The sequence below is a fragment of the Ruegeria sp. YTSA219 genome, assembly GCF_059609985.1.
In genome coordinates this window covers 174,629-200,975 of sequence record NZ_JBXWMT010000007.1, presented here as the reverse complement: position 1 = coordinate 200,975, position 26,347 = coordinate 174,629, and the positions used below count along the sequence as shown (strand labels likewise).

Here is a 26,347-nt window from a genome sequence, read left to right as displayed (position 1 = left end):
GGAGCGCACGATGAGTGACTTCGCAAAAATCCGCGCTGCGGTGATCGGGACCGGCTTCATAGGAACAGTGCACGTTCAGGCGCTTCGGCGTCTGGGCGTGGACGTAAGAGGTGTTCTTGGGTCATCGCCAGAGCGCGGACGGGAACGGGCGCGGGCAATGAGCGTGGCCCGCGCCTATGACTCTCTGGAGGATCTGTTGGCGGATAAAAGTGTCGATGTCGTACATGTAACGACCCCTAATCACGCACATTATCCGCAGGTGAAATCGATCCTGGCTGCGGGCAAACACGTCATCTGCGAGAAACCCCTTGCCATGACATCCGCTGAAAGCGCCGAAATGGTCGACCTTGCCAAGGCTTCTGGCAAGATTGCAGCGGTTTGTTACAACATTCGCTTTTATCCGCTGAACCAACAAGCCCATGGCATGGTCATGGCCGGGGATCTGGGTGATATCCGTTTTGTTACCGGGCACTACCATCAGGACTGGCTTGCCAAACCTAGCGACTGGAACTGGCGGCTAGAAAGCGAAATGGGCGGCGCGCTGCGATCAGTTGGTGACATCGGAACGCACTGGGTTGACCTGACCAGCTTCGTCACCGGGTTGAAGGCGACCTCTGTCTTTGCTGAGCTGACAACCTTCCTTCCGAAACGCCAGAAACCTCTTGGCCCGGTTGAGACATTTACCAGCGGAACCGGCGAAACCGAAACTGTGCACATCGACACCGACGATGCTGCGATGATCCTTATCCGATATGAGAACGGAGCGCGGGCCGTGATGAGCACATCCCAGGTGAACATGGGTCGAAAGAACTCGTTGCAATGGGACATCGCCGGAGCAAATGCCAGTGCGGCTTGGGACAGTGAAACTCCTGATCATCTGTTCATTGGGCATCGTGACGCGCCCAACCAAACCCTGATGCGTGACTTCACCTTGATGAACGGTCTGGGGATCGCAGCCGCCACCTTGCCGCCCGGGCATGTCGAAGGGTTCGCAGATTCATTCTTCAACTTTTTCCGGGCGGTCTATGCCGACGTCATCGCAGGCGGGCGGCAACAAGGCAGCACATGGGCGACATTTGAGGACGGCCACTACGAGATGCAGTTCTGCGAAGCCGTCGTCAAGTCGGCGAGTGAGAGCCGCTGGGTCGATTTGAGCGAGATTTGAGGGCGATGACATGAAACTGGGCTTACTGACTGCACCATTCGAAAACCTTCATTTGACTGAGGTGGCGGCATGGGCCGGTTCCAATGGGTTTTCGGCGATGGAGGTCGCCTGCTGGCCATCGTCAGGTGGCGAACAACGGCGCTATGCGGGAACTAGCCACATCAACGTAGATGGCCTTTCCGCGGATCAGGGCAATGAAATTGTCGGGCAACTCGGCGATCAGGGGATCGAGATTTCGGGTCTGGGGTACTATCCCAACCCGCTCCACGCCGATGAAGAGCATCGGGTTGAAGTTATTGGACATCTTAACAAAGTAATCACCGCCGCCGGTGTTATGGGCATCAAAGTTGTCAACACATTCGTCGGCGGAGATCGCACTCTGCATCTAGACGCGAACTGGGAGCGTGCCACTGAAATTTTCGATCCGATCGTGAAGCATGCACAAAACTCTGGTGTGCGTCTGTGCTTTGAGAACTGCCCGATGATCTTCAGCTATGACGAATGGCCCGGGGGTCACAACATTGCTTACTCGCCAAGAATCTGGCGGCGGATTTTTGAAGAATGGGGCGATGCGGTTGGCATGAACTTCGATCCTTCACATCTGATCTGGCAGTTCATCGATCAGACACGGTTCATCAAGGAGTTCGGTCCTCACATGGCTCATGTCCATGCCAAAGACGTGATGGTTGATGAGGACGGGCTTTATGAGAACGGTGTGATGTCTACCGGCATGGGATGGCAAATCCCACGGCTTTGCGGGCTGGGCGATGTGGACTGGTCCGGTTTCTTTTCCGGCCTGTACCGCGCCGGATACGACGGTCCGATCATTATCGAACATGAAGACAGATTGTTCGAAGGGACTGACGAAAAGGTCAAGCGGGGTTTTCTGCTGGCCCGGGATGTCCTGTCACCATTCATCAAGTGAAGAAATTATCAAATTTGAAATGACTAAAACTGGGAGGAAACTAAAATGAAGAACCTACTTTATGGTGTTGCTGCTCTTGCAGTTTCAGCGTCTCTTTCAACTGTGGCGATGGCTGACGGGCACAAGCAATACACAATCGGAGTGTCCAACACCGTTCAAGGCAATGGCTGGCGCGAACAGATGATTTGCGCCATGCGTGCCCAAGCTCTGGTCGAAGCCGATGTGACAAACCTGATCGTCGCGCATCGCAACACTGATTCAGCCGGGCAACTGGAAGACATCAACAACCTCATCGAAGCGGGTGTAGACGCCATCGTGCTGAACCCATCCAACCCGGATGCTTTGAATTCGGCACTGGAAAAAGCAATGGCGCAAGATATCGTCATTGTTGCCGTGGATGCCGGTGTTTCGGCTGAAGGCGCCTACATTCTTTCGAACAATCAAGAAGAATACGCCTATCTTGGCGCCAAGTGGTTATTTGAACAGCTCGGTGGCAAAGGTGACGTTGTCTATATGCGAGGCATTGCTGGCGTCTCAGCCGATACTGACCGCGACAACGGCTTTAAACGCGCGTTGGCAGAACACCCTGATATCAATGTGGTGCATGAAGTTTTCACCGGCTGGCAGCAAGACCAGGGTAAGCAACAGATCTTTGATTACCTGGCCACCGGCATCCCGTTTGACGGTGTCTGGACCAGCGGCATCGACAACGTAATCGTCGATGCGTTCACCGAATCCGGGGCACCTTTGGTGCCGATCGTCGGCGCAGACAACGCGGGCTTTGTTCAATACTTGACCGAGGTTGAGGGATTGAACGGCGCGGCAGTGACAAATCCTGGCTCAGTCGGCGGCGCAGGCATTGCTCTGGCTGTCGACATTCTTAACGGCAAGGCACCTGAGAACAAAACCGTTCTTGTAGATCCTGTGCTTTGGGAGAATGCGACGGACGCAGGCCGTGAAACGATCACAGCGGCTCAGAATCCTAACCTTGACCCAGAGTGGCCCGTATCAGTGACCGTTCCCGGCTGGACCGACTACACGATGGAACAAATCATCGACTGTAAGGGACCCGGCGAAGGTTGATCCGAATTGACTGGCCTTCCGCCTTTAGCTGGGCGGAAGGCAAAACCAACCCACTCGGCATTCAAGGACTTCCATGAGCAGCACACCACTTCTCGACGCGTCTGACGTGGCCAAAAGTTTTGGCGCCGTACGGGCGTTGACCAATGCGCACCTCACGGTTGCTGAAGGCGAGATCGTCGCCTTGATGGGCGCAAATGGTGCTGGCAAGTCCACTTTCGTCAAGATCATTACCGGTGCCCTTAAACCCGACGCTGGACAGGTATTGATCAGAGGCAAACATGCGTTTGTCGGAAGCCCCGCCGAGGCGCGCCGTTCCGGTTTGGTGCCGGTTTATCAAGAACCCTCACTCATACCTGATCTCGACGTATCCGACAATCTTCGGCTGACAGACACACCTGTTGATCAGTTTCAAAATTGGGTTACAGAACTTGGCATCGAAGGTCTGAAACTATCGGCAATGATTGGCGACCTGCCACTTGCTACGCTGCGCATCCTCGATCTGGCACGCGCTTTGGCTGTTGAACCTGATGTCCTCTTGCTGGACGAAATGACCGCGGCGCTGCCGACGGATCTGGTTGAACGCGTATTGAAGACCGTAAGGCGCAAAGCAAATGACGGGATGGGTGTGATCTATGTTTCTCACCGTTTCACCGAGATTTCGGAACTCTGCGATCGGGCCACTGTGTTGCGGGATGGCATGTCTGTCGGAGATCTCGACATTGAAGCCGGCGTAGAAGAACGCGTGGTCGAATTGATGCTGGGTCAGAAGATTGACATTGGAACACGTCAGATCCTTCGAGCAAATGAACCACAGGCTAAGACACCGCGCCTAGGCATTAAGTCACTGGCTTTTGAGCCCAGTTTCTCGGATGTTTCGTTCGACTTATTCCCCGGCGAGGTCCTAGGGGTGATCGCGCTTGAGGGTCAGGGGCAGGATGAGCTGTTTGAGGTTCTGGCGGGCTTTGATCGCCCGTCTTCAGGATCGATGGAAGTTGATGGAAAGCCCGTAAACTTCGCCCACCCCGCCGACGCCATTGCCGTCGGGATAACTTTCGTTCCGGGCGATCGTTCAGACGCTCTGCTGGCGCAAAGGTCAGTTAAAGAAAACATCGCTCTGCCATTTTCTGCCCGGCTCAAGAACTGGGGACCAATAAAACTGCGGCATGAGCGCGATCGGGTCGCTTATGCGGTCGAGAAACTGCAGATCGACACACGCGCGCAGGGCGAGGTGCAAAGGCTTTCAGGTGGCAACCAACAGAAAGTCACCATTGGTCGCTGGCTCGCGACAGGTGTCGAAACCCTGCTTCTATTCGATCCGACCCGTGGCATCGATGTGCGCACAAAACGCCAGATTTACCCGCTTGTCCGTGAGTTGGCAGATCAAGGAGCGGCGGTTCTATTCTACACGTCCGAGTTGGAAGAAATCCCACTTGCCTGTGACCGCGCGGTCGTAATCTTCAACGGTCGTGTGGTTGATGTGATTGATGCCGCTGACGCGGATGAACAAACACTGATGCGTGCGGCCTATGGCCTGACCGAGACGGAGGGCGCGGCGTGAGCGTGGCCATCCGAAAACACGCATGGGTCATGGGGTTAGCGATTCTTCTCATGGTCCTTTTGACCATCACAAAATTGATACAGCCAACTTTCGGTGCGTCAGGACTGGAGAGTATTGCCCGCGCCGCCCTGCCCTTTGCTTTCGCAACCGCCGGTATGGCCATCGTCGTAATTGTCGGCGGTATCGACCTGTCTGTTGCGTCTATGATGGCGGTCTGTGCTGTGACTGCAGCCGTTCTGATGGAGCGCATAGCCGGTGTACCGGCCTTGTTTATCGTGTTGGGGGTCGGGTTTTTGATGGGGTTGATCAATGGTCTTTTGATCGTTGTAACGCGCGTGCCCGACATCGTTGTGACACTCGCCATGCTGTTTGTCTGGGAAGGCGTCGCGCTGTTGATACTTGAGACACCGGGCGGCGCGACTGCAGATTGGCTGGAACAGGCAATACGCGGTCAGTTTCTATTCGACGGGCTGCCTAAGGCATTGCTCATCGTTGCCTTTGGCATCGCTGTTGTCTGGTTGCCGATCCGGCGCTCCAAACTCGGGCTCTCGATTTACGCCACCGGATCAGACGAGCTTGCCGCCTTCCGTTCTGGTGTTTCAGTGGGAAGAACAAAGATAGCAGCCTATGCGCTATGCGGGCTGTTTTGTGCCATGGGCGGTTTAAGCCTCGCTGCGCTGACCGGGATTGGAGAGCCGGTACCGGGGCCATATCTTATGGCCTCGGTCGCGGCCGTAGTACTTGGCGGCGTCGTACTGGGCGGAGGCAAAGGCAGTCTGCTTGGGCCGATCATCGCGGTGTTCATTTTGCGGATCATTCGAACGATTCTGACATTGCTGGCCGTCGATCCAAACGTGACCACAATTATCGAAGGCACAATTATGGTTCTCGTTGTTATGTTGGGCACGGCGGCTTCACTAAAGGGAGCCCGCCGATGAGCATGGACACCATAGATCCACCGATGGTCCGCTTTGGCCGTTATCTGCGCGACAACCCAATTATTCCGCTATTGGTCTTCCTTGTCCTGATGATCGCTGTGCTGGAAGTATTGCGGCCAGGTATCGTTACCCCGGTCCGAGCAGGTCGGGATGGGCTGATTTCAACCTTTTGGGTTGGCAACCTGATCAAGTTCGCAATTCCATTGGCGATGCTTGCGGCTTGTCAGGTGCTGACAATGCTAACCGCAGGAATTGATCTCTCGGTCGGGGTAGTTGCCACCGTGTCAGCCTTCGTTTGCGCAACACTTAGTGCGATTTGGGGCGTGACACCTGCAGTATTGATCGCGCTGTCAGCTGGCCTAGTTGTGGGCGTTGTAAATGGCATCGGCGTGGGATTGGTCCGGGTCCATCCATTGATCATGACCCTAGGAACAGGGTTAATCGCCACCGGATGTCTGCAGGTCTATCAACGCCTCGTTATCAATGCTGGCACCGAAATCCCCGCCTTCCTTGCCTGGCTCGGAACCGGCCGCACCGCTGGAATGCCGAATGGCCTTTTTGTATTCATCCCGTTTGCGCTCTTTGTCCTGTGGCTGATGCGCTATACAGGATTTGGTCGGCTGCTGTTCGCCCTAGGCTCCAATGAGCAGGCCGCTAAGCTGTCCGGGGTCCGAGCATGGCAGGTCTATCTGGGGCTCTACGTGCTTTCAAGTTTGATCGCTGCGCTGGCTGGCTTGCTCTATCTCGGCATGATCCGTCAAACTTCGCTGAGCCTTGCCAACCCTTTATTGTTACCCTCTGTCGCTGCGGCGGTGATTGGCGGCACATCAATCTTCGGAGGTCGTGGCAGTTTCGCAGGTGCGATTGTGGGCGCACTTATTCTGCGTGTGCTGGATACTATGCTAACATTGATGCAAATGCCGGAAGGTGCGCGCACGGCCCTGTTTGGGCTGATCATTCTTGCAGTTACCGCACTCTACGTCAGGATCACCGGCACGCGCTAAAGGGAGTTTCCAATGGCCAAATTCCGGATCGTCGGCATCAGTTTCGATCACATGCATATGGGTGACTTGCTTCGGATGGTGCACGATCATCCAGACGCTGAAATCGCCGGTATATTCGATCCTGATTGGGACAAGATGAAGGCAGCGGCAACGGCCTTCAGCGTTCCCGAAGATCGGATCTTTACCGACTTCGACACATGCATGGCTGCGGGACCCTACGACATGGCAATTCTTTGTGTGGCAACGGCTCAGCATGCGGAATATACCGAACGTCTGGCCTCTTACGACCTGCATGTTTTTGTCGAAAAGCCCTTTGCCGCATCTTCTGATGATGCGCGCCGCATGATGGCTGCAATGGATAGGACCGACAAGCAGTTGATCATCAACTGGCCTTTGCGATGGGTCGAAAGCCATGTGACGGCCAAACGGTTGATTGATGACGGGATGATCGGCGACCTGCACGAAGTGCATTTCTACGACGGAAATCGCGGACCTCTATACCATCTGGCCGACAAGGTCGAAGTCACCCCGGACGAGGTTGAGCGTCAGAAACCGAACTCATGGTGGTATAAGCGTGCATCGGGCGGTGGGTCGCTGTTGGATTACCTTGGCTACGGCGCGACGCTTGGAACCTGGTATATGGGGGGCGAGGAGCCGATCGAGGTGACATGCACAGTCGATGAGACACCGGGGATTGAGGTCGATCAACACGCCATTGCCGTTTGCCGTTATGAAACCGGGCTCTCAAAAATGGAAACGCGCTGGGGCACCTTCACCGACCCGTGGACAACGCAACCTCAACCAACTTGCGGATTCGTCTTTGTGGGCACAGACGGCACCATTTCATCGCCCGATTATGCCGATCACATAACGGTTCAAACCCGCACACGACCTGACCGGCACGAGATACCAGTGACTCCGCTACCGTTAGGTGAACAAAATGCGATTGAGTACGTCCTTGACTGCATATCCAGAGAAGTCCCGGTCAAAGGGCCACTGGATCCAGCACTTTGCCTGACAGCGCAACGGATCGTCGATACAGCGCTCCGCTCGGCATATGAAAAACGAACACTTCGATTACTCGCATGACCTCAGACAGCGCCAATACAGACCAGTACGCACTAAAATCTGCTCATCTGCACGAAATCGATGCGCCGGATCTGCAGTATCTTCCACCAATGCCTCGACGCTATGAACCCCGGATCGGGGTTATTGGTACGGGTGGGATTTCTGCAAGCCATCTTGATGCCTACCGAACAGCAGGCTGGGACGTCGCCGCAATCTGGAACCGTACGCGCTCAAAGGCTGAAGAGAAAGCTGCTGAATACTGCCCCTCTGCACGCATCGAAGATGACTGGGAGGCGCTTCTTGCCGATAGCGAGATCGACGTTGTCGATGTCACGCTGCACCCCGAACATCGTGTGCCAATCATCAGAGCTGCCCTGCAAGCAGGCAAACACGTGCTCAGCCAGAAGCCTTTTGTTACCGACCTCGATCTGGGTAATGACCTTGTGAAGCTGGCAGATGATCAAGGCGTTAAACTAGCGGTAAACCAGAACGGTCGTTGGGCCCCGCACCTGTCCTGGATGCGTGAGGCGGTTTCAGCCGGATTGATCGGTGATGTTCTGTCGGCCCATATCTCAATTCACTGGGATCACAGCTGGACTGCAGGTACCCCGTTTGACGAAATCGACCAGCTGATACTTTACGACTTTGGAATTCACTGGTTCGACTTTCTTGCGTCTCTTGTCGGAGATAGAGCAGAAAGCGTCTTTGCAGCTGCTACATCTGCACGCGGCCAGGCCAACAAAGTGCCTCTGATGTCGCAGGCTCTGGTTCGTTTGGACCAAGGCCAAGCAAGCCTGGTTTTTGACGGGGGCGTTCCCTTTGGGCCTCGCGATACAACATACGTTGCAGGTACGACCGGTAGCCTGACATCAGTTGGACCGGATCTGTCGACGCAATCTGTGACACTTGAGACAGCGCATGGCATTGCGCGGCCTGCACTCGAAGGACAATGGTTCAACGACGGGTTTCGTGGCGCCATGGGGGAGCTTCTTTGTTCAATTGAAGACGACCGAGAGCCCTCAACATCTGCAAGAACCAACCTAAAATCATTGGCCATCGTTCTCGCCGCGGTTGCTTCGTCTAAACGCAAAAGGGAGGTCGAGATAGGAAGCATTAGGCTCAGGACACATAGCGAATAGATGACCAAAGCGGCGAGAGCGATTTCTGAGAGGAAGACTTTGAGACACCTGTCGAACCGCGTCGCCAGTCCTTCAATCTGCCAAACATGATCTCAATCCGATTGCGACGTTTGTAGCGGCACTTGTCGTATCGGACAGTTGTCTTGCGCTGTTTGCGGCCTGGGATGCACGCGCGTATCCCTTTGTCTTTCAACGCTTCTCTGAACCAATCGGCATCATATCCGCGCTCACCCAGCTACCATTCGACATTTGGCGGGCTGCTGACCAATGCCCTCGCGCTAATGTAGTTGCTGACCTATCCGGAAGTGACAGACAGATCCCAGGGGCTTCATTCGCCATTGTGCTTGAACCAATAGCGCAAAGGGGCTCATCTGTCACAAACCGCATGCAACTATGTGTTCATGCCGCCCTTGGTGCGCCCGATCAGACATGTGCACCGCTCATTTGAGCGCGATGATTCACGCAGCCAAACGGAAATCAATGGGCCTAAATTGTTGTTGTCGCGTGATGTCTTCCACTGAAGCAGAATATACTCCAGCATAGTCCGCGCAGTCTCCAGACCGGTTGCTGAGCAAAAGATTGGTGATGTCCTCAGCCGCGTTCTGAGCATGAGCTTGAACGGAAGTAAACCCTGTAAGAAGCGCGCTGAATGGCAAAACACTCACTCGCATGGTTCGATCTCCTTAGGGTTTTCAGAAATCCAAAAAAATGTTGCTCGATGGGAGTTGATGTCAGTCATCCTATCCTCAAAACGCGACGCGGTCCCCTCCATTCAAGTCCAGGATTTCTCTCGCTTCATCGGGAGTTGCGACCTGACTGCCTTTCTCTCACCGAAGATTCAGGCCACGATTCTCGACAGCACCCAGCCGCCCGAACTCACACTCAAGCGTCTGGTCAGCGTTACCCACGCAATTGATTGGGCCGAACAGGAATGTCGTTCGACTTTTGACACCTCAAGAACCGGCCTCCCAGATACAGGGTTCGCCCTCCTTGATCTGTGGGAACAATTCCCTGCTCCACCTTTTTGGGAATTTGCAGCATAGACCTCTGAAAAACATACATTTCTGAGAGGAGAAACTCTGGGTTCCAGACCCATCTCACGAAAATTCCCTGTAAATTGCCGGGTATCAGGGAAATCCCTCCCAAAGCGACCCCGCCAAAATGCGCCACTGAGACTGAGGCCTGAATTGCGTTCTGAGTGTACGGTTTGCTCCGTCTCTGATTGAAAGCGCATGCGCCAACTCGCGGGAATTGCGACTCAATTCCGGGTCAGAAAACACAACTGAAGTGAGACAGGTATGAGTGGCGGTGCTGCCAGACTAATTCGAACCAGTCTCAGTGTGCCGCGGGATCCGCAATTCTTATCCGGAACAAAGTTGACGCCACTCGCTAAGAGCGGCGGCGCGGGTCAGCTTGAAGGTGTCTCGGCTGGTGAGCGATCTTTCTTGGTTGAAGTGGTTTTAGACGGAAGAATGAACGGCAGCGAATTTCTGTAAACTTCGCATGCGCCTGAACCGTTGCGTCGCGCGTTCGCGTCGTCGAAACGGAAGATGCGAATTCTCGACGCGGTTGTTGAGCCACCTGCCCGTCTGTTGTTTTTTGAGCGCGCCCATTTCTCTGAGCGCAGCCTTGTAGGAAGCGAAGCGATCTGTGACGATCTCTTCGGCGCAACCGTGCCGCTTCATCAGTTTCCTGAGGAATTTCAGTGCTGCAGCTTTGTTTCGGCGCTTGGTGACAACGGCTTCCAGCACCTCGCCTTCATGATCTACGGCCCGCCAGAGGTAGTACCTTTTGCCATTCACCTTCACAAAAACTTCGTCCACGTGCCACTTCCATTTCGAAAATGCCCGCAGTTGCTGGACTCGCTTCCGCCTTATCTCAGCAGCAAACATCGGGCCGAACCTGTTCCACCAATACCGGACAGTTTCGTGGTTCACGTCGATGCCTCGTTCATGCAGCAGATCTTCGACATTCCGAAGCGAGAGCGGAAATCGAATATACAGCATCACAGCAAGGCGGATGATATCGGGACTGGTCTTGAAGTTTTTAAAAGAGGCAGGTTTGGTCATGTGCAAAAACTACGCAACCGCCCTGCCCCGCTCAAGCAAAGTTCTTCTGACAAGACCTGCCAGGGGTGTCACTTCACTCCCGCGAAGAGTATTTGTTTCTTGCGATCTGCATCCCTTTGACACAAATCGAAATCGTTCTCATGCAAAAAACCCTGAGGGGAGGGCGCAACTAAAAAATGCCCATAATCATCTCGGCCTGCGACTAGCGCAACCAAAGTCTTCACGCCGTTTTGCTGTTTCATTGAGGGCTTTATGAAACGCAACGCCGCACCAATGCGTCTATCGTCTGTGTTATTGGGCCCTGATGCGTGAAAGAGATGCCCGTGATGCATGGATGCCTGCCCCGCACGCAATTCGGCAGCGACCGCATCTTTTTCCTTCACATCGACTGCGATTTCCTGCCCTCGTGACAACAGGTTGTTTTCGCTGAAGGTGTCCACGTGAGGCACGATACGGCTTTTATGGCTGCCAGGAACAAACCTCATACACCCGCTTTGCTCAGACGCTTCTGAAATCGCAACCCAACAGGTTACCTCTTCAGCATCATCCAAACCCCAATAGGTCAAGTCTTGGTGCCACGAGACTATCTTTGATGATCGCGCTTCTTTTACGAAAAGTGCTCCGCTCCAAACCATGAGGTCCGGCCCTAACACTGTTGAAGCAGCCTCAATCAGCTTCGGATGGCGAAGAAGTGCATCGAATGATGGTATTAGCCTGTCCGGATAAGAATATAGAAGCTTGAGTTTCTCCGGGTCGTCTCTGAGAATGCGCTCTGCTTTCTCAAAACCATCGCGCAGCGTTTGGACCTCGGAAGCTGTCAGGATATCCAGCGGCGCTACGAAACCGTCTCTTTCATAAGCCTTTGCAGTATCACGCATTCGTCTATCCATCGTCATTTTCCGGAAACGTTAACTGTACCTTCATTGATTGGCTTCGATCAGACGCGACCTCAAAGGCAGTGACAACCTCGCCAACTTCGAAGGAATGCGTCACCAACTGGTCGACGTTTATTAGTCCGCTTCTCATCATCTCGACCGCGACTGAGAACTCGGAATGGAAACGGAAAGACCCGCGAAGCACTATCTCTTTTGCAGTCAACGCTTGCATCGGCACTGTCATATCTCCGCCCAGACCAAGCTGAACCAATGTTCCACCCGGTCGCAAGCATGCGACTCCAGAAGCCAGAGCAGATTGAGCCCCGGAACACTCCAGTTGGACATCAATCTGGCCCTTGTCCTTTTCAAACGTCTCCAGTTTTTGCGGATCGGCGTAAGTGTTGATGGCATCGTCTGCCCCGCATTCACGCGCCAAAGCGAGGGTCTGGTCCGAGATATCGGTCGCCACTATTCTGGCCGCCCCTGAACGACGTGCTGCCAAGATCGTGAGGCAGCCGATCGGACCGCATCCCGTGATAAGTACCGTTTTACCTAAGAGGCTCCCAGCTTGTTTAATCGCGTGCAAACAGACCGCCAGAGGTTCGGCCATAGCGGCCTGCGCGGGGCTCAACCCATCTGCCGGAACACATTGACCTGCTTTTGCCACGAGTTTGCTTTGAAAAGCGCCTTGGATATGCGGGAACGGCATCGCGCTGCCATAGAACTTCATATCAAGACAGTGGTTTTGCTGCCTGTTCAGACAATAAATGCAGGCTTGGCAAGGGCGGGATGGAGAAACTGCAACGAGTTGACCTGAGTGCACCCCCTGCACACTTGACCCAACTTTCACGATTTCCCCGGCGACTTCGTGTCCAAGTACCATCGGTTGACGCAACTTTATCGCACCGAAACCACCGTGGTTGTAGTAATGCAGGTCAGATCCGCAAATCCCACCCGCGCGCATGGCAATCAAGACTTCGTCTGGCCCCACATCGTGTACGTCTCGGTTTTCCAACCTCAGATCTTTTGCGGCATGGATAACAACAGCAACACTGGCCGAAGACATTGCACAGACTCCCTATACAGATTGCCAAAAGATACGGATAGTCGGTGCTGACAACCAAGGGGTTTTTGCATGACGCTTGAAATGTTCAACCTAAAGGGAACACGCGCACTAGTAACAGGCTCTAGCCAAGGCATTGGATTTGCGTTGGCCCGTGGCTTGGCTGCCGCCGGTGCTCAGGTCGTTTTGAACGGGCGCGACACCGCGAAGCTAGCGGCAGCAGCATCCGAGTTGAGGGAAACAGGCGCCTCGGTACGTGAACTTTCGTTCGATGTAACCGATCATGAAGGTGTCCGATCTGCCGTGGACAACTTTGAAGAGTACGCCGGCCCCATAGACATCCTGATAAACAACGCCGGAATGCAACACAGGACGGAGTTACAGGATTTCCCCGCTGAAGCGTTCGAGCGCCTACTACAGACAAATGTTGCGTCCGTCTTTCACGTCGGTCAGGCTGTGGCACGGCACATGATTGAAAGAAAGTCAGGCAAGATCATTAACATTGCTTCGGTTCAATCCGCATTAGCAAGACCGGGTATTGCGCCTTACACGGCGACAAAAGGCGCCGTGACCAACCTTACAAAGGGAATGGCAACTGATTGGGCTAAATATGGTCTAAACTGCAATGCCATTGCGCCTGGATATTTCGATACACCTTTGAACGCCGCATTGGTTGCTGACCCAGAGTTCAGTGCATGGCTTGAGAAACGCACCCCAGCCGGTCGCTGGGGCAATGTAGAAGAACTTGTCGGCGCCGCCATATTCCTTGCCTCCCCTGCATCCAGTTTCGTCAATGGACATACTCTCTACGTTGATGGCGGAATAACGGCGTCACTTTGATTTGTGTCTTTCAACCGTCTGCTAGGTACGACTGACGCAGGTTTCGTTTAAAGCGCCGACGCCAAAGCAATCACCACAACAACCATCAATGAAGCCGCCATCGCAAAGTTGATCCTTTGATGTGAACTCTCACTTAAATCAAGGCTGCCCAGCTTTGCGCCAGCACCCAGCCAGATCATGTGAACTGGCACCCAAATCATATTGAATACTACGATTTTTATGACGACCTCCCAAACGGGCGCATCGGGCATAAAGGCAAACCCTGAAAACAATGCAGTGCCGACCACGTAAGCCTTGGGATTAATGAACTGAAGTGTCAGCCCGTTCGCAAAACCAAGTGGCGAGACCGCGGGGGAAAACCCGACCTTTGAGCCAGCGCTTGCAATACGCCAGGCGAGAAATCCCAAATACCCGACAGAGGCAAATAGCAGCAAAGTTCTAAGTACCGGTATAGCCAAAGCTACTGCAGCGACTCCAGAAACAACCAACATCATGTTGATGAACCCGCCCAGCATCAAACCAGCCACAAAAGCGAGTCCAGCTCGAAAACCAAATGCTGATCCAATGCCCGCAGTTGTTAAGACACCTGGGCCCGGCGTAATCAGCAGAAAGAAAACCGCAACAGCAAACTCAAACACTTTTCAGATTGACCTTTTACAGATCTCTGCATTCCGGCACAGCTGTGATCACCGATCCGTCCTTAAGGTGTTGCAGGAGATTGTCGACAGTTAGGTCACCCATAGCTGCACGCGTCTCAATAGTCGCGCTACCAGCGTGAGGGAGCAGAACGACATTGGACAGCTCGCGCAATGCTTTTGGAACACGCGGTTCGTCCTCGAAAACATCAAGCCCTGCCCACCCGAGCTCACCGTTTTGCAATGCATTAATGAGGGCAGTTTCGTCGACGATCGAACCTCGACTAACGTTTATCAGAGTGCCGCCTGCCCCCAACGCGTGCAGCACCTCAGCGTTGACCAACTTGTTGGTCGAAGGACCGCCGGGCGTGATGCATATGAGGACGTCCACATGTTCTGCCATTTCAACCAAATTGTCGAAATACGGGTACGGGACATCCTTTTGATTGCGGGTGTGATAAGAAATTTCGGGGGCCCACGGCTCCAACTTATCAACGATCGCCTGACCAATGCGACCAAGACCAAGAATGCCTATCTTTTGATTGTCCGCTGATCGCGTCAAAGGGGCATTACCTTCAACTTCCCACCGTCCGGACCGAACGTAATCATCGTCACGTATGAGCTCTCGATAACATGACAGAAACAGCAGAACGGCGGTGGTTGCGACTTCTTTGTTCAAAACATTGGGTGTGTGCGTAACAACAATCCCACGCTCAACCGCAGCATTTGCGTCGACAGCGTCGTAACCGACCCCATAGACACTGATCATCTTCAGGTTACTGAGTGATGTCATCAGGTCATGGGGAACACCATCATGTCCGTTCGTTACAATATGCGTAACACTTTCCGCGTTGAAATTGTCCAATTGATGAATGTCGAACGCTGCGGACAGGCGCTCTCGCATCCGTTCAGTGATCCCTCCGATTTGCAACAAGTCAGTCATCTTGACCAACCTTTTGCCGCTGAACACCAAGCCCATCGATGCGAAGCTCCATGACGTCGCCTTTTTTCAGATAAATTGGCTCCGGTTTGATCCCCATCCCAACACCGGGCGGTGTTCCAGTTGAAATTACGTCACCGGGGTGCAGTGTGAATAGTTGGCTAAGATGCTCTATGATCTCGGTAACGGAAAAGATCATCGTAGCAGTATTCCCGGTTTGCATGCGCTGACCGTTTACATCCAGTGACATTCCAAGGCTTTGAGGATCAGGCACCTCATCCCGGGTCACTAGCCACGGGCCGGTAGGGCCAAATGTGTCGCACGATTTTCCTTTGGTCCATTGACCGGTCAGTTGAGTTTGAAAATGCCTTTCCGACACGTCATTTACGATGCAATAGCCCGCAACATATTCGAGTGCGTCGGCCTTGGAAACGTATTTGGCTGTTTTGCCTATGACGACGCCCAGTTCGCATTCCCAGTCGGTGTGTGTAGATCCCCGCGGCATGACAACCTCGTCATATGCCCCAATGACCGCTGAGTTAGCCTTGAAAAAAAGGATCGGATGCTCGGGAATATCTGCGCCGGTTTCTGCAGCATGGTCCGAGTAGTTCAAACCGATGCAAAGAAATTTACCGATGTCGCCGACACACGGTGCGATACGAGGATCACCCTCCACAATTGGCAGGTTACTCGGATCTAATGAGCGCAGACTATCAAGAGTTCCGTCATCTAAAATCTCGCCGGTGATATCATTGATGTGAGCGGACAGATCCCGCAAATGCCCCTCAGAGTCGACCAGGGCAGGCTTTTCCGAGCCCTCGGCTCCGTAACGAACTAGTTTCATTTCTTTTCCTTTTAGTGATTGTCGCGTGGCATGAAGCCTCGCGCAATATCGCGGTAGTTTTCTGCACCTTTGAGCGTCATACCGCGATCCAACCGATCTACTTTTTCGCGAAATATTTCCTGCCACGGGGATTGGTTGGGCGGCATTGAATACCCACCTTTTGCCTCCAGATCGCGGGCGCGTTCATGCAGTTCTTCAAGCGAAACCAGCATATCTGCTGTGCCTTTACCTAGATCGATGCGCAGTCGGTCGCCAGTTCGCACCAAGGCCAACCCACCGCCCTCTGCTGCTTCGGGTGAAGCATTCAGGATAGACGGGCTTCCTGATGTGCCGGATTGCCGGCCATCACCGATGCAAGGAAGGGCTTCGATGCCTTGTTTCAACAAATATGCAGGTGGTCGCATGTTCACGACCTCTGCGGCACCTGGGTACCCTCTTGGTCCTGTTCCGCGCATAATCAGAATACAGTTTGCGTCTATTTTTTCTGCGGGATCATCGATCCGATGGTGAAAATCCTCGGGCCCATCAAACACAACCGCCCTGCCCTCGAATGCATTAGGATCATCCGGGTTCGACAGGTAGGTCTCTCGAAATGCCTGTGAGATCACAGATGTCTTCATAATCGCACTCTCGAACAAGTTGCCCGAGAGATTGATGAACCCCGCCTGTTGCTTAACCGGGCTACTGACAGGCTTGATTACGTCGCTATTCTGAGACCGGCGCGTCGAGCAGTTATTGCCCATCGTCTTACCGTTCACCGTTATCGCATCGGGATGCGGCAGCAATCCAGCATCAAGAAGCTCTCCGACAACGGCGGGAACACCCCCGGCCTGCTGGTAATCTTCGCCCAGATATTTGCCCGCAGGCTGCATGTTAACCAACAGAGGAACTTCGTGGCCAAGTTTCTGCCAGTCATCGTTATTCAATGGAATACCAAGATGCCGGGCGATTGCATTCAGGTGAATCGGCGCGTTCGTCGATCCGCCAATCGCCGAGTTTATGACAATCGCATTCTCAAAAGCCTGACGTGTCATCACATCGCTGGGGCGTAAATCCTCCCAGACCATGTCCACAATGCGTTTACCCGTTTCATAACTGATTTGACCGCGCTCTCGATACGGGGCAGGTATGGCTGCTGATCCCGGCAATTGCATTCCCAAGGCTTCAGCAAGCGAATTCATGGTCGTTGCTGTTCCCATCGTATTGCAATAACCCACCGAAGGTGCCGCGGCGGCTGCGATCTCCATGAACTCATCGGTGTCGATTTCATCAGCCGCAAGGTCTTCGCGCGCTTTCCAAATAACCGTTCCTGATCCGGCGCGCTCACCTTTCCACCAGCCGTTGAGCATTGGGCCGACCGACAGCGCAATCGCTGGGATGTTGACGGTCGCAGCGGCCATAAGAAGAGCGGGCGTTGTCTTGTCGCAACCAATGTTCAGAACAACGCCATCAATCGGGTACCCGAATAGACTCTCAACGAGGGACAGATAAGCTAGATTGCGGTCGAGAGAGGCCGTTGGCCGTTTACCGGTCTCTTGTATCGGGTGGACTGGTATTTCGATGCACGTTCCCCCGGCGGCGATGATTCCGTCGCGAACGCGTTTGGACAACTCGATATGATGCCGGTTGCAGGGGCTCAAATCACTGCCGGTCTGAGCAATCCCAATGATCGGCTTGCCTGATTGCAGTTCTGCGCGGGTCAACCCGTAGTTCAGGTATCTCTCTAAATACAATGCCGTCATCTCAAGGTTCTCAGAGTTCATGAACCACTTGCGAGATCGCAGATCATTTTTTGATATTTTAGTCATTGGCCTGACCATCCCCCGTCAATTATGTGCGTGTGTCCCGTGGTGAATGCACTTTCATCGCTTGCCAGATAGACGACCAATGCGGCAATCTCTTCTGCCTTCGCCACACGCCCCATAGGCTGACGCGCCACAAATTGTGCAAGGGCTTCTTCTCTGCTGCCCAGTTGCTCTCCCAACGCATCTACGCGGTCACGCCAGCTGGGACTGTCGACTGTTCCCGGACAAATGCAATTGCACCGAATTCCTTGTGTTATGAAGTCAACGGCTACTGATTTAGTCAGCCCAACAACAGCAGCCTTTGTCGTTCCATATACACAACGATTTGGCGCACCGATTATGGAACCCAGTGCGGAAGACATATTGATTATCGAGCCTCCTCCGCGCTCTAGCATCCCCGGCAATACAGCCTTTGTCGTGCGCACCATTGAGCGCACATTAAGGTCCATGGCGAAGTCCCATTCTTCATCGGTCGCATCCAGAATCGTTCCGTGATGCACGAACCCGGCGCAGTTGAACAAAACGTCCGGCTTCGCTCGCGCGACCCCATGATGAATACTGTCATTATTCGTCACATCCATCTCGAAAATTTCGAGATTTTCGTGATTCTGATCGCGAATCAAATTTAAATTTCCAGGGTTAATATCCGTCGCATAGACTTTCGCACCCTCTCTTGCCATCGCAATTACGCTTGCAAGTCCGATCCCTTGCGCGGCGGCTGTGACCAGGACGTTTTTTCCCTTAAGTCTCTCTGACATATATATTTTCCGACCCTAAAAGTGGCGACTGGACAAGTGTTACTTCGTCCCACAGATCAACCGAGAAGCAGAGAAACCTTGGCGGATTTGCAACGACTTCTGGCATGTGGGCCCAGAGCCGTTAGCGTATGACAGAGATTTTGGTTTGGCCATAACCATGCGTGGCGCACCTTCGGAAGGACAGAGGATTATGAGCAAGCAGTTAAAAGTAGCTCTATTGGGAACCGGCCTGATGGGCGCTCCTATGGCGAGGAATATTTTGCGCGCCGAATTTCCGCTAACCGTATGGAACCGCAGCTTGAAAAAGGCAAAACCGTTGACGGCAGAAGGCGCGACATTGGCGGAAACTGCCCCGCTGGCGGTTTCGGGTGCAGACGTAATAGTAACCATGCTGTCGGATGGGTACGCGACCGGCGCGCTACTTTCTGACGAGGCTTTCCGCGAACAACTCAAACCGGGGATGATCTGGATTGATATGTCCAGCGCTAAACCCGAACACGCCAGAGAGCAATCCGCGCAATTATCCTCGATGGGGGTGCAGCATCTGGACGCCCCGGTTTCCGGTGGCACCAAAGGTGCCGAAGCTGGCACCCTTGCGATCATGGTCGGTGGTGATAAGGACGTTATGGAGCGCATGCGACCGGTTCTGACAGCAATAGGCCGGCCTGTGCATGTTGGCCCAAGTGGTTCCGGTCAATTGTGCAAATTGGCCAATCAAACAATTGTAGCTGTGACAATATCTGCTGTCGCCGAAGCGACACTACTGGCTCAGCAAGGCGGTGCAGACCCAACCGCGTTGAGGGCCGCGCTGAAGGGGGGCTTTGCGGATAGCATTATTTTGCAACAACATGGCGAACGCATGTCTGACGGAAATTTTGTACCCGGAGGTTTGTCTAAGTTTCAAATAAAGGATTTGGACAACACACTAGAGGAAGCGCGCAGCCTTCGCGTTGAGCTACCCAGCACCCAATCTGTGCGCGACCGTTTCGAATATTTGATAGACGAAATGGATGGGGCTGAGCTGGATCATTCGGCCTTGTATTTGGAACTTAAAAAACGGAACGGGATGCTGTGACGAGGATCCTTGTGTTAGGCGGTGGAGGAATGCTGGGCCAGAAACTGGCTCATAGAATTTCGACCCAAGAAACTTTTGGACCAGAAGCCCAAATCTCACTGTTCGATCTCTCGTTCCCGCTCGACAGTGCGCCAGGTAAGCAAATTGTGGGGAACTTGACTGCGCCAGGCATCGCCAAGTCTGTTGCAGCTCAGCGCCCGGTCGTCATATTCCACCTTGCAGCTATCGTTTCAGGCCAAGCTGAGAAAGACTTTGCGTTGGGCTGGGATGTCAACCTTATGGCGACCTGGGCACTGCTGAATGCACTCAGAGATGAACACGCGGCATCAGGAGGCGAGTACACGCCTCGTCTGGTTTTTGCCTCGTCCATAGCAGTTTTCGGAGCACCGTTCCCTGAAAAGATTGGCGATGAGTTCCTCTCGGCACCTTTGACCAGTTACGGAGCGCAGAAAGCAGCGTCTGAGTTGATGATCACGGATTTCAGCAGGAAAGGATACATCGACGGTATTTCCTTGCGCTTGCCCACTTTGTGTGTACGCCCGGGCAAGGCCAACGCTGCCGCTTCTTCCTTCTTTTCAGGTATAATCCGAGAGCCACTGAATGGGGATGAGGCTGTCTTACCAGTTGCCGTAACTGTTCGCCACTGGCACGCCAGCCCCCGCGCCGCTGCGACTTTTTTGACCCATGCAGCAACACTGGACACGCAGCTTTTGAATGACAGACGCGCATTAAACATGCCGGGCGTAAGTTGCACCGTCGCCGAACAAATCGAAGCGCTGCGCGATGTGGCCGGTCAAGATGCAGTTGGCCTCATCAGGCGAGAACCCGACGAGGCAATCGAACGAATAGTCAAGAATTGGCCGCGCGACTTTCAAACAGATCGCGCTCGGGAGTTGGGGTTCAAGGCGGAATCAAGCTTCGACGAAATCATTCAGGTGTATTTGGAAGACGATTTTCGGCTTTAGTCGCCCATCGTCTTTCCAGTTAGGTGGCGTTTCAGATGATCGTGAATCTTTTCTCGTGTTAACTGCTCATCCCCTGACAATGCTGCTTCAAGTATATCGGCATGGTGTCTTATGTTTTGAGAAATGAACTCAAAGTTCCGATCTGCCACCATCAATTGCTGTCTGAATTGCGCGTAAACTCGGCTATGCATTTGTTTTAAGGTTTCCGAGCCACAGGCAGAAATAAGCGTTTGGTGAAACTCCTTCTCCGAGGCAAACCATATCTCGATAAGGCCGCTCGGGTCGTCTGTGGAGTGTATGCGTTTTTCGATATGGCTAAGTTTGTGATGAGCGGCCGTCAATCTTGCTTCCCAATCCACTCCGCCATTGCGGATCGACATCGCAGTGCCTTCGGTCTCCAACAAAACACGGACGTGTGTCAATTCGATAAGCTTCTGCGGCGAACGCATCGGCACGCGGAAACCTTTTTGTTCCTGAAAGTCCACCAATCCAACAGCGGCCAAACGAAAAAGGACTTCCCGAACCGCACTCGCAGAACAGCCATACTCATTACGAAGTTCTTCGGCTCTCACCTTGGCTCCATGCTCAAATCCATTAGAGATTAGGCGCATTTTAAGGTCTTGATAAATATCGATTTCTTCTTTCATCCAGGTATGCGCCTTCAATTTTTGTCCAAGTAGCGTCGTAAGCAATTTTTCGAATTTATGCAATAATCTCGAAATTTTTAGAAATTTCAAATTTTTCTTGTTGCATTCGATTCGTCGGCTTAACGTCTATCTGCGTGACAGCAGCGGAGGCGACAAGATCTCCCACTAAGCGCAATGCTCAACGTCTGGGAGGACACCATGAAAATAGTCAAGACAGCGGCCGTGGCAGCCGTAGCCACGACAATGGCAGCCGGTTTCGCGATGGCTGAAACAACGAAACTTAGAATTCAAACCCATTTTTCGCCCGAAACTCTTTCTGGTCAGATGGCTGCAAAATTCGTTGAAGACATTCAGGAGATGTCGAACGGCGAAATCGAAGTTGAAATGTTCTATTCCTCTTCGGTGGTCAAATCAGTTGAAACCTTCGATGCCGCTGCTACGGGGATTTTGGACTGCGACATGACGGGCGGCGGCTATCAGACCGGTAAAAATCCGGCCTTCCAGTTTGCGGGCGACCTGCTCGGCGGGTATCAGAACCCATATCAGCAAATGGCTTGGCTTCTTCATGGCGGCGGAAGAGAAGCTGTGAATGATCTATACAACGGCTACGACATGGAGTTCATCGGATGGTGGATTCCCGGGCCGGAGTCGCTTTCTTCCACCAAGCCGATTGCAAAAGTGGACGACTTCAAAGATTGGAAATTCCGCTCCCCTCCAGGCCTTGCGACCAAAGTGTTCGCGGAACTTGGTGCTTCTCCGATCGTTATGGACTTCAACGAAATCTTTACGGCTTTGGAAACCGGTATCATTGATGGCGCGGATGCCGCGAACCTGACTAACAACGTGGGACTGGGTCTGTACGAGATCGCAGGTCACACAAACTATCCCGGTTTTCACTCGATGCCGGCAGATCACCTAGCCTGTCGCAAAGAAGTTTGGGAAGCTATGCCTGCGCACCACAAGAAGATCATGGAAGTCGCAATGGATAGCTTGGCTTTGCACAATGCCACAATCAATGAAGTGCAGAACGCTCAGACTGCAAAAGACCTGAAAGCAAAAGGTGTTCAGTTGTACGAATGGTCGCCTGAAGACCTGGCAGCGTATCGCGCGGCCGTTCAGGTCGGTTGGACTGAATTCGCGACGACCCCTGAGGCACAGGCGCTTTTGGAAAGCCACATCAACTTCCTGCGTGACCTGGGAGCAATGCAGTAGTCAGGCTTCGACCGAATTACGACGCACGGAGAGGCCGCACTAGCGGCCCCTCCGGATTGGCGCCGGGATCCAGAACTTCATGAAAATCAACAGAATAATAAGTCACATACTGCAGTACGACATGCCGGAAGTTTTGGGCTATTCGCAACAGTATTATGACAAGCGTACAACCCATCTGGTCGAGATTCAGACAGATGAAGGGGTAACCGGTTGGGGGGAGTGTTTTGGTCCCGGAAACGTAGCCATTGCCAACAAGTCTATCGTAGAAAAGGTAATCCAACCATTGGTCCTTGGCATGGACCCTTTGGACAAAGACGTGATCTGGCACAAGGTGTACAACCTTCTGCGAGACCATGGCCAAAGCGGAATGCCAATACAGGCTTTGTCCGGGGTGGACATCGCACTTTGGGATATCACCGGCAAAATCTCTGGCCTCCCCCTCCATAAGCTTGTCGGCGGCGCGCATCGCACAAGCGTTCCTTGCTACGGCTACGGCATGATGCTTCGGGATGAACCGATTTCTAGTCTGGCCAGCCGTTTTGAGGAGGAAGCCGCAAAGATCAAAGAAATGGGATTTACCGCCACCAAAATGAAAACGGGCTTTGGCCCGAAGCCTGATGTGAAGCTGTGCGAAGCAGTTCGACGCGGAGTTGGTGACGACTTTCCTTATATGGTCGATGCAAACCATGCTTATACGACTTCGGACGCATTTTTTGTCGGTCGGGCGTTGGAAGAACTGGACGTATATTGGTTCGAAGAACCTGTCGCGCCAGAAGACATTGACGGGTACCGCGAATTGCGCACTTCGCTGAAAGTCAACATCTCGGGCGGGGAGGCAGTTTTCAATCGCTGGGCTTGGCGCAATCTTCTTGAAAATCGCGGCATCGATATAGCGCAGCCAGAAGTATGCGCTTTGGGCGGTGTTTCAGAGTATCTCAGGATACTAGCACTATGCCACGCACATTTCACTCCGGTCGTAAATCACGTCTGGGGTAGCGCCATCGCTGTCGCAACTAATCTGCATTTACTGGCGGCCATGCCCCCAATTCCAGGCGGCTTGCATCCTTGGGAGCCTATGCTGGAGTTCGACACGACGGACAACAAGTTTCGGGACGATCTGCTGACCGTACCGCTGGAAATTCAAAATCAGGTCAAGGCCAACAACGGCCGTGTCATGATCCCGACTGGCCCCGGACTGGGGGTCGAGCCGGATCGAGACTTTATCGATCACTACAGGATCGAAGGATAGGGACGAGGGTTACGCGATGCACAAGAATTCAGGCGGACCAATTGAATGGCTCATACCGTTGGCCTTCGTCGCGACTGCCAGTTGGCTTGTTTGGCATCTCCCGGCATTCCTATTGGATTGGCTGCCTTACACCTCTGAATCCCTCAAAAGCCAGGTAACGGAAATATATCTGCGCAGCGACGTCACGCCCGAATTACCTGGAGTGTTCGGGGGGTATGTCGACATCATCGACATGGCCGCGCTCGTCCTTCTACCGTTTCTTGCAGTGTTTGGCACCAAGACCGTGCGCCCAGCGACAATGGAGTTCGAAGGCTCGACGGTTATGGATCGTTTCGCCCTGTTCATAGGCCGAGTTACCATGATGATGATCGCAATCATGACTGTCGTCATGCTCTACGAAGTCTTCATGCGTTATATCCTGGAAAAGCCGACCGAGTGGGCCAACGAAATGACACTCTGGTTCGCCAGCTTTGTGTTTTTGATGTCTGGCTACTACGCCATGCAACAACGCAGTCACATTCGAATATTCCTGCTGTACGACGCAGTTCCACGTTGGCTTCAGCGTGTTTTTGATACGGTTTCGACAATCCTGATCGTACTGTTTGCCTTCTTTCTGGTCTACGGCAGCTACAAACAGGTGTTCGTCAACAAGCTCTATAAATGGGAGCTTTATGGCTCCGCCTTCAATCCTCCGATCCCGGCGACGTTGCAGCCGATGGTGCTGATCGTGATTACGCTCGTCGCAATGCAAGCAATTTTGAACTTGATCGCGGATTGGAACAAAGAACCGGAAATCCACACAGATGAACCGGACGAAGACGAAATTGAAATGATCAAACGAGCGGTGGGACAAGACTGATGGATATTGGAACAATCTCACTCATCCTGATGGTCGCCCTGATCGTGCTTCTGGCGATCGGAATGCCCTTGGGTCTGGCCTCGGCTTCTCTTGCTGTTCTGGTTCTGGTCCTGAAGTTTGAACCGACACTGCTTTTGAACCCGTTTTCATTCGGCGACGGGGTTCTCACCGGTCGGCCAGGCACTGGGCCGCTCTATATCCTGGCGCAGAAGATATACGGGCTCTTAACGGACTACGTGCTCATATCAGTTCCATTGTTTATCTTCATGGCGTCGCTGCTAGAGCGGTCCGGGATCGCGCGGGACATGTATTCGTCGTTGAATGTCTGGCTGTCCAGAACACGCGGCGGCATCGCAATCGTGACCTCGATCATGGCGGTGATCATGGCGGCCATGTCCGGCATCATCGGCGGTGAGGTTGTCCTGCTGGGCCTTATCGCCCTGCCCCAGATGCTGCGCCTCGGCTACGATCAGAATCTCGCGATCGGCGTCATCTGCGCCTCGGGGTCGCTTGGCACTATGATCCCTCCCTCGATCGTTCTGATCATCTATGGGCTGATCACCGAAACCTCGATCAAGTCGCTGTTCACCGCGTCTTTCATTCCCGGCTTCATGTTGGCCTCAATGATCATCCTGTACATCATCATCCGCACGCAGTTGAATCCTCATCACGCTCCGCTGCCGGAGCCGGACCCGAACGACCCCGAACCGGCTGAAAAACGCAAACTGTTTGGGGCTTTCATGAGCATCGTCGTCGCTGGATTTTCCACCGTTCTGTTTATCCGGGCTGCGTTCTTCGAGCTTTCCGGATCAAACGCTGCCAGCCAGGGTGAACCAGCGCGGCTGGGGACAGCTGACTACCTGCCCTGGTTTGCCGGCATCACGATCGTCGCCCTACTGCTGATCTTCTTCGTCTTTGGCAGAGAGCGCGCCAAAATAGGGTGGGAAATGGGCAAAGGCCTCGTTGCACCGCTGGTCGTCATCGGCGTCGTTCTCGGCTCGATCTATGGCGGGATCACAGGCATCACCGAGGCAGCAGGCATGGGCGCCTTCGCCGTCCTGATCATCGCTATCCTGCGGGGCGAGGGATCGTTTGAGCTGGTTTGGGACAGCTTGATGCGGACGTTAAAATCCACAGGTACCATTATCTGGGTTACGATCGGGGCCGCCGCGCTGGCGGGTGCCTACACCATTGCTGGCGGGCCCCAATACGTGGCCGACCTGATCGTCGGCCAGGAGCTGCCGACCATGCTGGTCATTCTGGTGATGATGCTGATCTTGCTGTTCATGGGCGCATTCATGGATTGGGTCGGCATCGTTCTGTTGATCATTCCGGTCTTTTTACCGATCGTCCTGCGCCTTCCCATTGAGGAAATCGGGGTCTTTGGCCAGCTAGAGCCGAGTCATGTCGCCATCTGGTTCGGCGTCGTGTTCTGTATGAACATGCAGGTCAGCTTCCTCTCGCCACCTTTCGGACCGGCCGCGTTCTACCTGAAGTCGGTAGCCCCGCCGCATATCAGCCTGACGGATATCTTCCGCGGCTTCCTGCCATTCATCGGGATCCAGTTGCTGGCGCTTTCCGTTCTTCTGATCTGGCCGGGCATCATCGCGCTGCTGTTGTGAGGTTGCACC

The 26,347-nt window shown here is 53.6% G+C and carries 24 protein-coding genes and 2 pseudogenes; 16 read left to right on the top strand and 10 right to left on the bottom strand.

Annotated elements, in window-relative coordinates:
- Positions 1 to 10 precede the first annotated feature (10 nt).
- The 8 genes from AC2FFB_RS12225 (at position 11) to AC2FFB_RS12190 (ending at position 8,880) form a co-directional block, all read left to right on the top strand.
- Positions 11 to 1,165 carry a Gfo/Idh/MocA family protein gene (locus tag AC2FFB_RS12225; RefSeq protein ID WP_496874957.1) on the top strand — a complete coding sequence of 385 codons (1,155 nt, stop codon included), beginning with the start codon at positions 11 to 13 and terminating at the stop codon, positions 1,163 to 1,165.
- 10 nt (positions 1,166 to 1,175) lie between these two features.
- Positions 1,176 to 2,090, top strand: a complete 915-nt coding sequence (locus AC2FFB_RS12220) for a sugar phosphate isomerase/epimerase family protein (protein ID WP_496874956.1) — start codon at positions 1,176 to 1,178, stop codon at positions 2,088 to 2,090.
- 45 nt (positions 2,091 to 2,135) lie between these two features.
- A complete protein-coding gene (locus AC2FFB_RS12215; protein ID WP_142634734.1) occupies positions 2,136 to 3,173 on the top strand; it encodes an ABC transporter substrate-binding protein in 1,038 nt (345 codons plus the stop codon).
- A gap of 73 nt (positions 3,174 to 3,246) precedes the next feature.
- Entirely contained in the window at positions 3,247 to 4,731 is a 1,485-nt protein-coding gene (locus AC2FFB_RS12210) for a sugar ABC transporter ATP-binding protein (RefSeq protein WP_496823449.1), read from the top strand.
- Positions 4,732 to 4,805: 74 nt separating this feature from the next.
- A complete protein-coding gene (locus AC2FFB_RS12205) occupies positions 4,806 to 5,669 on the top strand; it encodes an ABC transporter permease (protein ID WP_496874955.1) in 864 nt (287 codons plus the stop codon).
- Positions 5,666 to 6,673, top strand: a complete 1,008-nt coding sequence (locus tag AC2FFB_RS12200) for an ABC transporter permease (protein ID WP_496874954.1) — start codon at positions 5,666 to 5,668, stop codon at positions 6,671 to 6,673. The genes AC2FFB_RS12205 and AC2FFB_RS12200 overlap by 4 nt, the downstream gene beginning before the upstream one ends.
- 12 nt (positions 6,674 to 6,685) lie before the next feature.
- Positions 6,686 to 7,762: a Gfo/Idh/MocA family protein gene (locus AC2FFB_RS12195; protein ID WP_496874953.1), complete on the top strand. Its 1,077-nt coding sequence runs from the start codon at positions 6,686 to 6,688 to the stop codon at positions 7,760 to 7,762.
- Positions 7,759 to 8,880: a Gfo/Idh/MocA family protein gene (locus tag AC2FFB_RS12190; RefSeq protein ID WP_496689790.1), complete on the top strand. Its 1,122-nt coding sequence runs from the start codon at positions 7,759 to 7,761 to the stop codon at positions 8,878 to 8,880. The genes AC2FFB_RS12195 and AC2FFB_RS12190 overlap by 4 nt, the downstream gene beginning before the upstream one ends.
- Here AC2FFB_RS12190 and AC2FFB_RS12185 read toward each other — a convergent pair.
- Positions 8,871 to 9,175, bottom strand: a pseudogene (locus AC2FFB_RS12185) (transposase); the annotation flags it as partial. The gene AC2FFB_RS12190 and the pseudogene AC2FFB_RS12185 sit on opposite strands and share 10 nt — an antisense overlap.
- A gap of 313 nt (positions 9,176 to 9,488) precedes the next feature.
- On the opposite strand from AC2FFB_RS12185, the gene AC2FFB_RS12180 reads away from it, so the two are divergent.
- Entirely contained in the window at positions 9,489 to 9,923 is a 435-nt protein-coding gene (locus AC2FFB_RS12180) for a hypothetical protein (RefSeq protein ID WP_496874952.1), read from the top strand.
- 318 nt (positions 9,924 to 10,241) lie between these two features.
- On the opposite strand, the pseudogene AC2FFB_RS12175 reads toward AC2FFB_RS12180, so the two are convergent.
- The 3 genes and pseudogenes from AC2FFB_RS12175 to AC2FFB_RS12165 all read right to left on the bottom strand — a co-directional run bounded on the left by AC2FFB_RS12175 (position 10,242) and on the right by AC2FFB_RS12165 (position 12,890).
- Positions 10,242 to 10,949 (bottom strand): annotated as a pseudogene (locus tag AC2FFB_RS12175) (IS6 family transposase).
- Between the two features lie 68 nt (positions 10,950 to 11,017).
- Complete coding sequence (locus AC2FFB_RS12170) at positions 11,018 to 11,827, bottom strand: phytanoyl-CoA dioxygenase family protein (RefSeq protein WP_246097144.1); 810 nt, start codon at positions 11,825 to 11,827, stop codon at positions 11,018 to 11,020.
- A gap of 4 nt (positions 11,828 to 11,831) precedes the next feature.
- Entirely contained in the window at positions 11,832 to 12,890 is a 1,059-nt protein-coding gene (locus AC2FFB_RS12165) for an L-idonate 5-dehydrogenase (RefSeq protein WP_496689789.1), read from the bottom strand.
- Between the two features lie 69 nt (positions 12,891 to 12,959).
- Between AC2FFB_RS12165 and AC2FFB_RS12160 the strand changes: the two genes are divergently transcribed.
- Entirely contained in the window at positions 12,960 to 13,727 is a 768-nt protein-coding gene (locus AC2FFB_RS12160; protein WP_271946167.1) for an SDR family oxidoreductase, read from the top strand.
- Between the two features lie 47 nt (positions 13,728 to 13,774).
- Here AC2FFB_RS12160 and AC2FFB_RS12155 read toward each other — a convergent pair whose 3' ends face one another.
- Genes AC2FFB_RS12155 through AC2FFB_RS12135 form a run of 5 tightly spaced genes read right to left on the bottom strand, consistent with a single transcriptional unit; the run spans position 13,775 to position 18,709 of the window.
- Positions 13,775 to 14,365, bottom strand: a complete 591-nt coding sequence (locus tag AC2FFB_RS12155; RefSeq protein ID WP_271946164.1) for a LysE family translocator — start codon at positions 14,363 to 14,365, stop codon at positions 13,775 to 13,777.
- Between the two features lie 16 nt (positions 14,366 to 14,381).
- Positions 14,382 to 15,305: a 2-hydroxyacid dehydrogenase gene (locus tag AC2FFB_RS12150; RefSeq protein ID WP_281994834.1), complete on the bottom strand. Its 924-nt coding sequence runs from the start codon at positions 15,303 to 15,305 to the stop codon at positions 14,382 to 14,384.
- Complete coding sequence (locus AC2FFB_RS12145; RefSeq protein ID WP_496693907.1) at positions 15,298 to 16,146, bottom strand: fumarylacetoacetate hydrolase family protein; 849 nt, start codon at positions 16,144 to 16,146, stop codon at positions 15,298 to 15,300. Before AC2FFB_RS12145 ends, AC2FFB_RS12150 begins: the two co-directional genes overlap by 8 nt.
- A gap of 11 nt (positions 16,147 to 16,157) precedes the next feature.
- Complete coding sequence (locus AC2FFB_RS12140; RefSeq protein ID WP_496874951.1) at positions 16,158 to 17,954, bottom strand: IlvD/Edd family dehydratase; 1,797 nt, start codon at positions 17,952 to 17,954, stop codon at positions 16,158 to 16,160.
- A complete protein-coding gene (locus AC2FFB_RS12135) occupies positions 17,951 to 18,709 on the bottom strand; it encodes an SDR family oxidoreductase (protein WP_142634760.1) in 759 nt (252 codons plus the stop codon). Before AC2FFB_RS12135 ends, AC2FFB_RS12140 begins: the two co-directional genes overlap by 4 nt.
- 190 nt (positions 18,710 to 18,899) lie before the next feature.
- On the opposite strand from AC2FFB_RS12135, the gene AC2FFB_RS12130 reads away from it, so the two are divergent.
- Together AC2FFB_RS12130 and denD are read left to right on the top strand one after the other, a co-directional pair.
- On the top strand, positions 18,900 to 19,784 hold the full coding sequence (locus AC2FFB_RS12130) for an NAD(P)-dependent oxidoreductase (RefSeq protein WP_496689785.1): 885 nt from the start codon (positions 18,900 to 18,902) through the stop codon (positions 19,782 to 19,784).
- 29 nt (positions 19,785 to 19,813) lie between these two features.
- Complete coding sequence (gene denD, locus AC2FFB_RS12125; RefSeq protein WP_496689784.1) at positions 19,814 to 20,749, top strand: D-erythronate dehydrogenase; 936 nt, start codon at positions 19,814 to 19,816, stop codon at positions 20,747 to 20,749.
- Here denD and AC2FFB_RS12120 read toward each other — a convergent pair.
- A complete protein-coding gene (locus tag AC2FFB_RS12120; RefSeq protein ID WP_496751998.1) occupies positions 20,746 to 21,396 on the bottom strand; it encodes a GntR family transcriptional regulator in 651 nt (216 codons plus the stop codon). The two genes, denD and AC2FFB_RS12120, sit on opposite strands and share 4 nt — an antisense overlap.
- A 198-nt stretch (positions 21,397 to 21,594) precedes the next feature.
- On the opposite strand from AC2FFB_RS12120, the gene AC2FFB_RS12115 reads away from it, so the two are divergent.
- The 4 genes from AC2FFB_RS12115 to AC2FFB_RS12100 all read left to right on the top strand — a co-directional run bounded on the left by AC2FFB_RS12115 (position 21,595) and on the right by AC2FFB_RS12100 (position 26,338).
- Positions 21,595 to 22,608, top strand: a complete 1,014-nt coding sequence (locus AC2FFB_RS12115; RefSeq protein WP_142635164.1) for a TRAP transporter substrate-binding protein — start codon at positions 21,595 to 21,597, stop codon at positions 22,606 to 22,608.
- Positions 22,609 to 22,687: 79 nt separating this feature from the next.
- Positions 22,688 to 23,857: a mandelate racemase/muconate lactonizing enzyme family protein gene (locus AC2FFB_RS12110; RefSeq protein ID WP_142634768.1), complete on the top strand. Its 1,170-nt coding sequence runs from the start codon at positions 22,688 to 22,690 to the stop codon at positions 23,855 to 23,857.
- Positions 23,858 to 23,873: 16 nt separating this feature from the next.
- On the top strand, positions 23,874 to 24,716 hold the full coding sequence (locus AC2FFB_RS12105; RefSeq protein ID WP_282027517.1) for a TRAP transporter small permease subunit: 843 nt from the start codon (positions 23,874 to 23,876) through the stop codon (positions 24,714 to 24,716).
- Entirely contained in the window at positions 24,716 to 26,338 is a 1,623-nt protein-coding gene (locus tag AC2FFB_RS12100; protein WP_142634770.1) for a TRAP transporter large permease, read from the top strand. Before AC2FFB_RS12105 ends, AC2FFB_RS12100 begins: the two co-directional genes overlap by 1 nt.
- The last annotated feature ends 9 nt before the right edge of the window (positions 26,339 to 26,347 follow it).

Bases quoted from the DNA above. Each gene is read 5' to 3' on its own strand.
- AC2FFB_RS12225 (WP_496874957.1), top strand. From the start codon at position 11: ATGAGTGACTTCGCAAAAATCCGCGCTGCGGTGATCGGGACCGGCTTC.
- AC2FFB_RS12220 (WP_496874956.1), top strand. From the start codon at position 1,176: ATGAAACTGGGCTTACTGACTGCACCATTCGAAAACCTTCATTTGACT.
- AC2FFB_RS12215 (WP_142634734.1), top strand. From the start codon at position 2,136: ATGAAGAACCTACTTTATGGTGTTGCTGCTCTTGCAGTTTCAGCGTCT.
- AC2FFB_RS12210 (WP_496823449.1), top strand. From the start codon at position 3,247: ATGAGCAGCACACCACTTCTCGACGCGTCTGACGTGGCCAAAAGTTTT.
- AC2FFB_RS12200 (WP_496874954.1), top strand. From the start codon at position 5,666: ATGAGCATGGACACCATAGATCCACCGATGGTCCGCTTTGGCCGTTAT.
- AC2FFB_RS12195 (WP_496874953.1), top strand. From the start codon at position 6,686: ATGGCCAAATTCCGGATCGTCGGCATCAGTTTCGATCACATGCATATG.
- AC2FFB_RS12190 (WP_496689790.1), top strand. From the start codon at position 7,759: ATGACCTCAGACAGCGCCAATACAGACCAGTACGCACTAAAATCTGCT.
- AC2FFB_RS12180 (WP_496874952.1), top strand. From the start codon at position 9,489: ATGAGCTTGAACGGAAGTAAACCCTGTAAGAAGCGCGCTGAATGGCAA.
- AC2FFB_RS12170 (WP_246097144.1), bottom strand. From the start codon at position 11,827: ATGCGTGATACTGCAAAGGCTTATGAAAGAGACGGTTTCGTAGCGCCG.
- AC2FFB_RS12165 (WP_496689789.1), bottom strand. From the start codon at position 12,890: ATGTCTTCGGCCAGTGTTGCTGTTGTTATCCATGCCGCAAAAGATCTG.
- AC2FFB_RS12160 (WP_271946167.1), top strand. From the start codon at position 12,960: ATGACGCTTGAAATGTTCAACCTAAAGGGAACACGCGCACTAGTAACA.
- AC2FFB_RS12150 (WP_281994834.1), bottom strand. From the start codon at position 15,305: ATGACTGACTTGTTGCAAATCGGAGGGATCACTGAACGGATGCGAGAG.
- AC2FFB_RS12145 (WP_496693907.1), bottom strand. From the start codon at position 16,146: ATGAAACTAGTTCGTTACGGAGCCGAGGGCTCGGAAAAGCCTGCCCTG.
- AC2FFB_RS12140 (WP_496874951.1), bottom strand. From the start codon at position 17,954: ATGACTAAAATATCAAAAAATGATCTGCGATCTCGCAAGTGGTTCATG.
- AC2FFB_RS12135 (WP_142634760.1), bottom strand. From the start codon at position 18,709: ATGTCAGAGAGACTTAAGGGAAAAAACGTCCTGGTCACAGCCGCCGCG.
- AC2FFB_RS12130 (WP_496689785.1), top strand. From the start codon at position 18,900: ATGAGCAAGCAGTTAAAAGTAGCTCTATTGGGAACCGGCCTGATGGGC.
- denD (WP_496689784.1), top strand. From the start codon at position 19,814: ATGCTGGGCCAGAAACTGGCTCATAGAATTTCGACCCAAGAAACTTTT.
- AC2FFB_RS12120 (WP_496751998.1), bottom strand. From the start codon at position 21,396: ATGAAAGAAGAAATCGATATTTATCAAGACCTTAAAATGCGCCTAATC.
- AC2FFB_RS12115 (WP_142635164.1), top strand. From the start codon at position 21,595: ATGAAAATAGTCAAGACAGCGGCCGTGGCAGCCGTAGCCACGACAATG.
- AC2FFB_RS12110 (WP_142634768.1), top strand. From the start codon at position 22,688: ATGAAAATCAACAGAATAATAAGTCACATACTGCAGTACGACATGCCG.
- AC2FFB_RS12105 (WP_282027517.1), top strand. From the start codon at position 23,874: ATGCACAAGAATTCAGGCGGACCAATTGAATGGCTCATACCGTTGGCC.
- AC2FFB_RS12100 (WP_142634770.1), top strand. From the start codon at position 24,716: ATGGATATTGGAACAATCTCACTCATCCTGATGGTCGCCCTGATCGTG.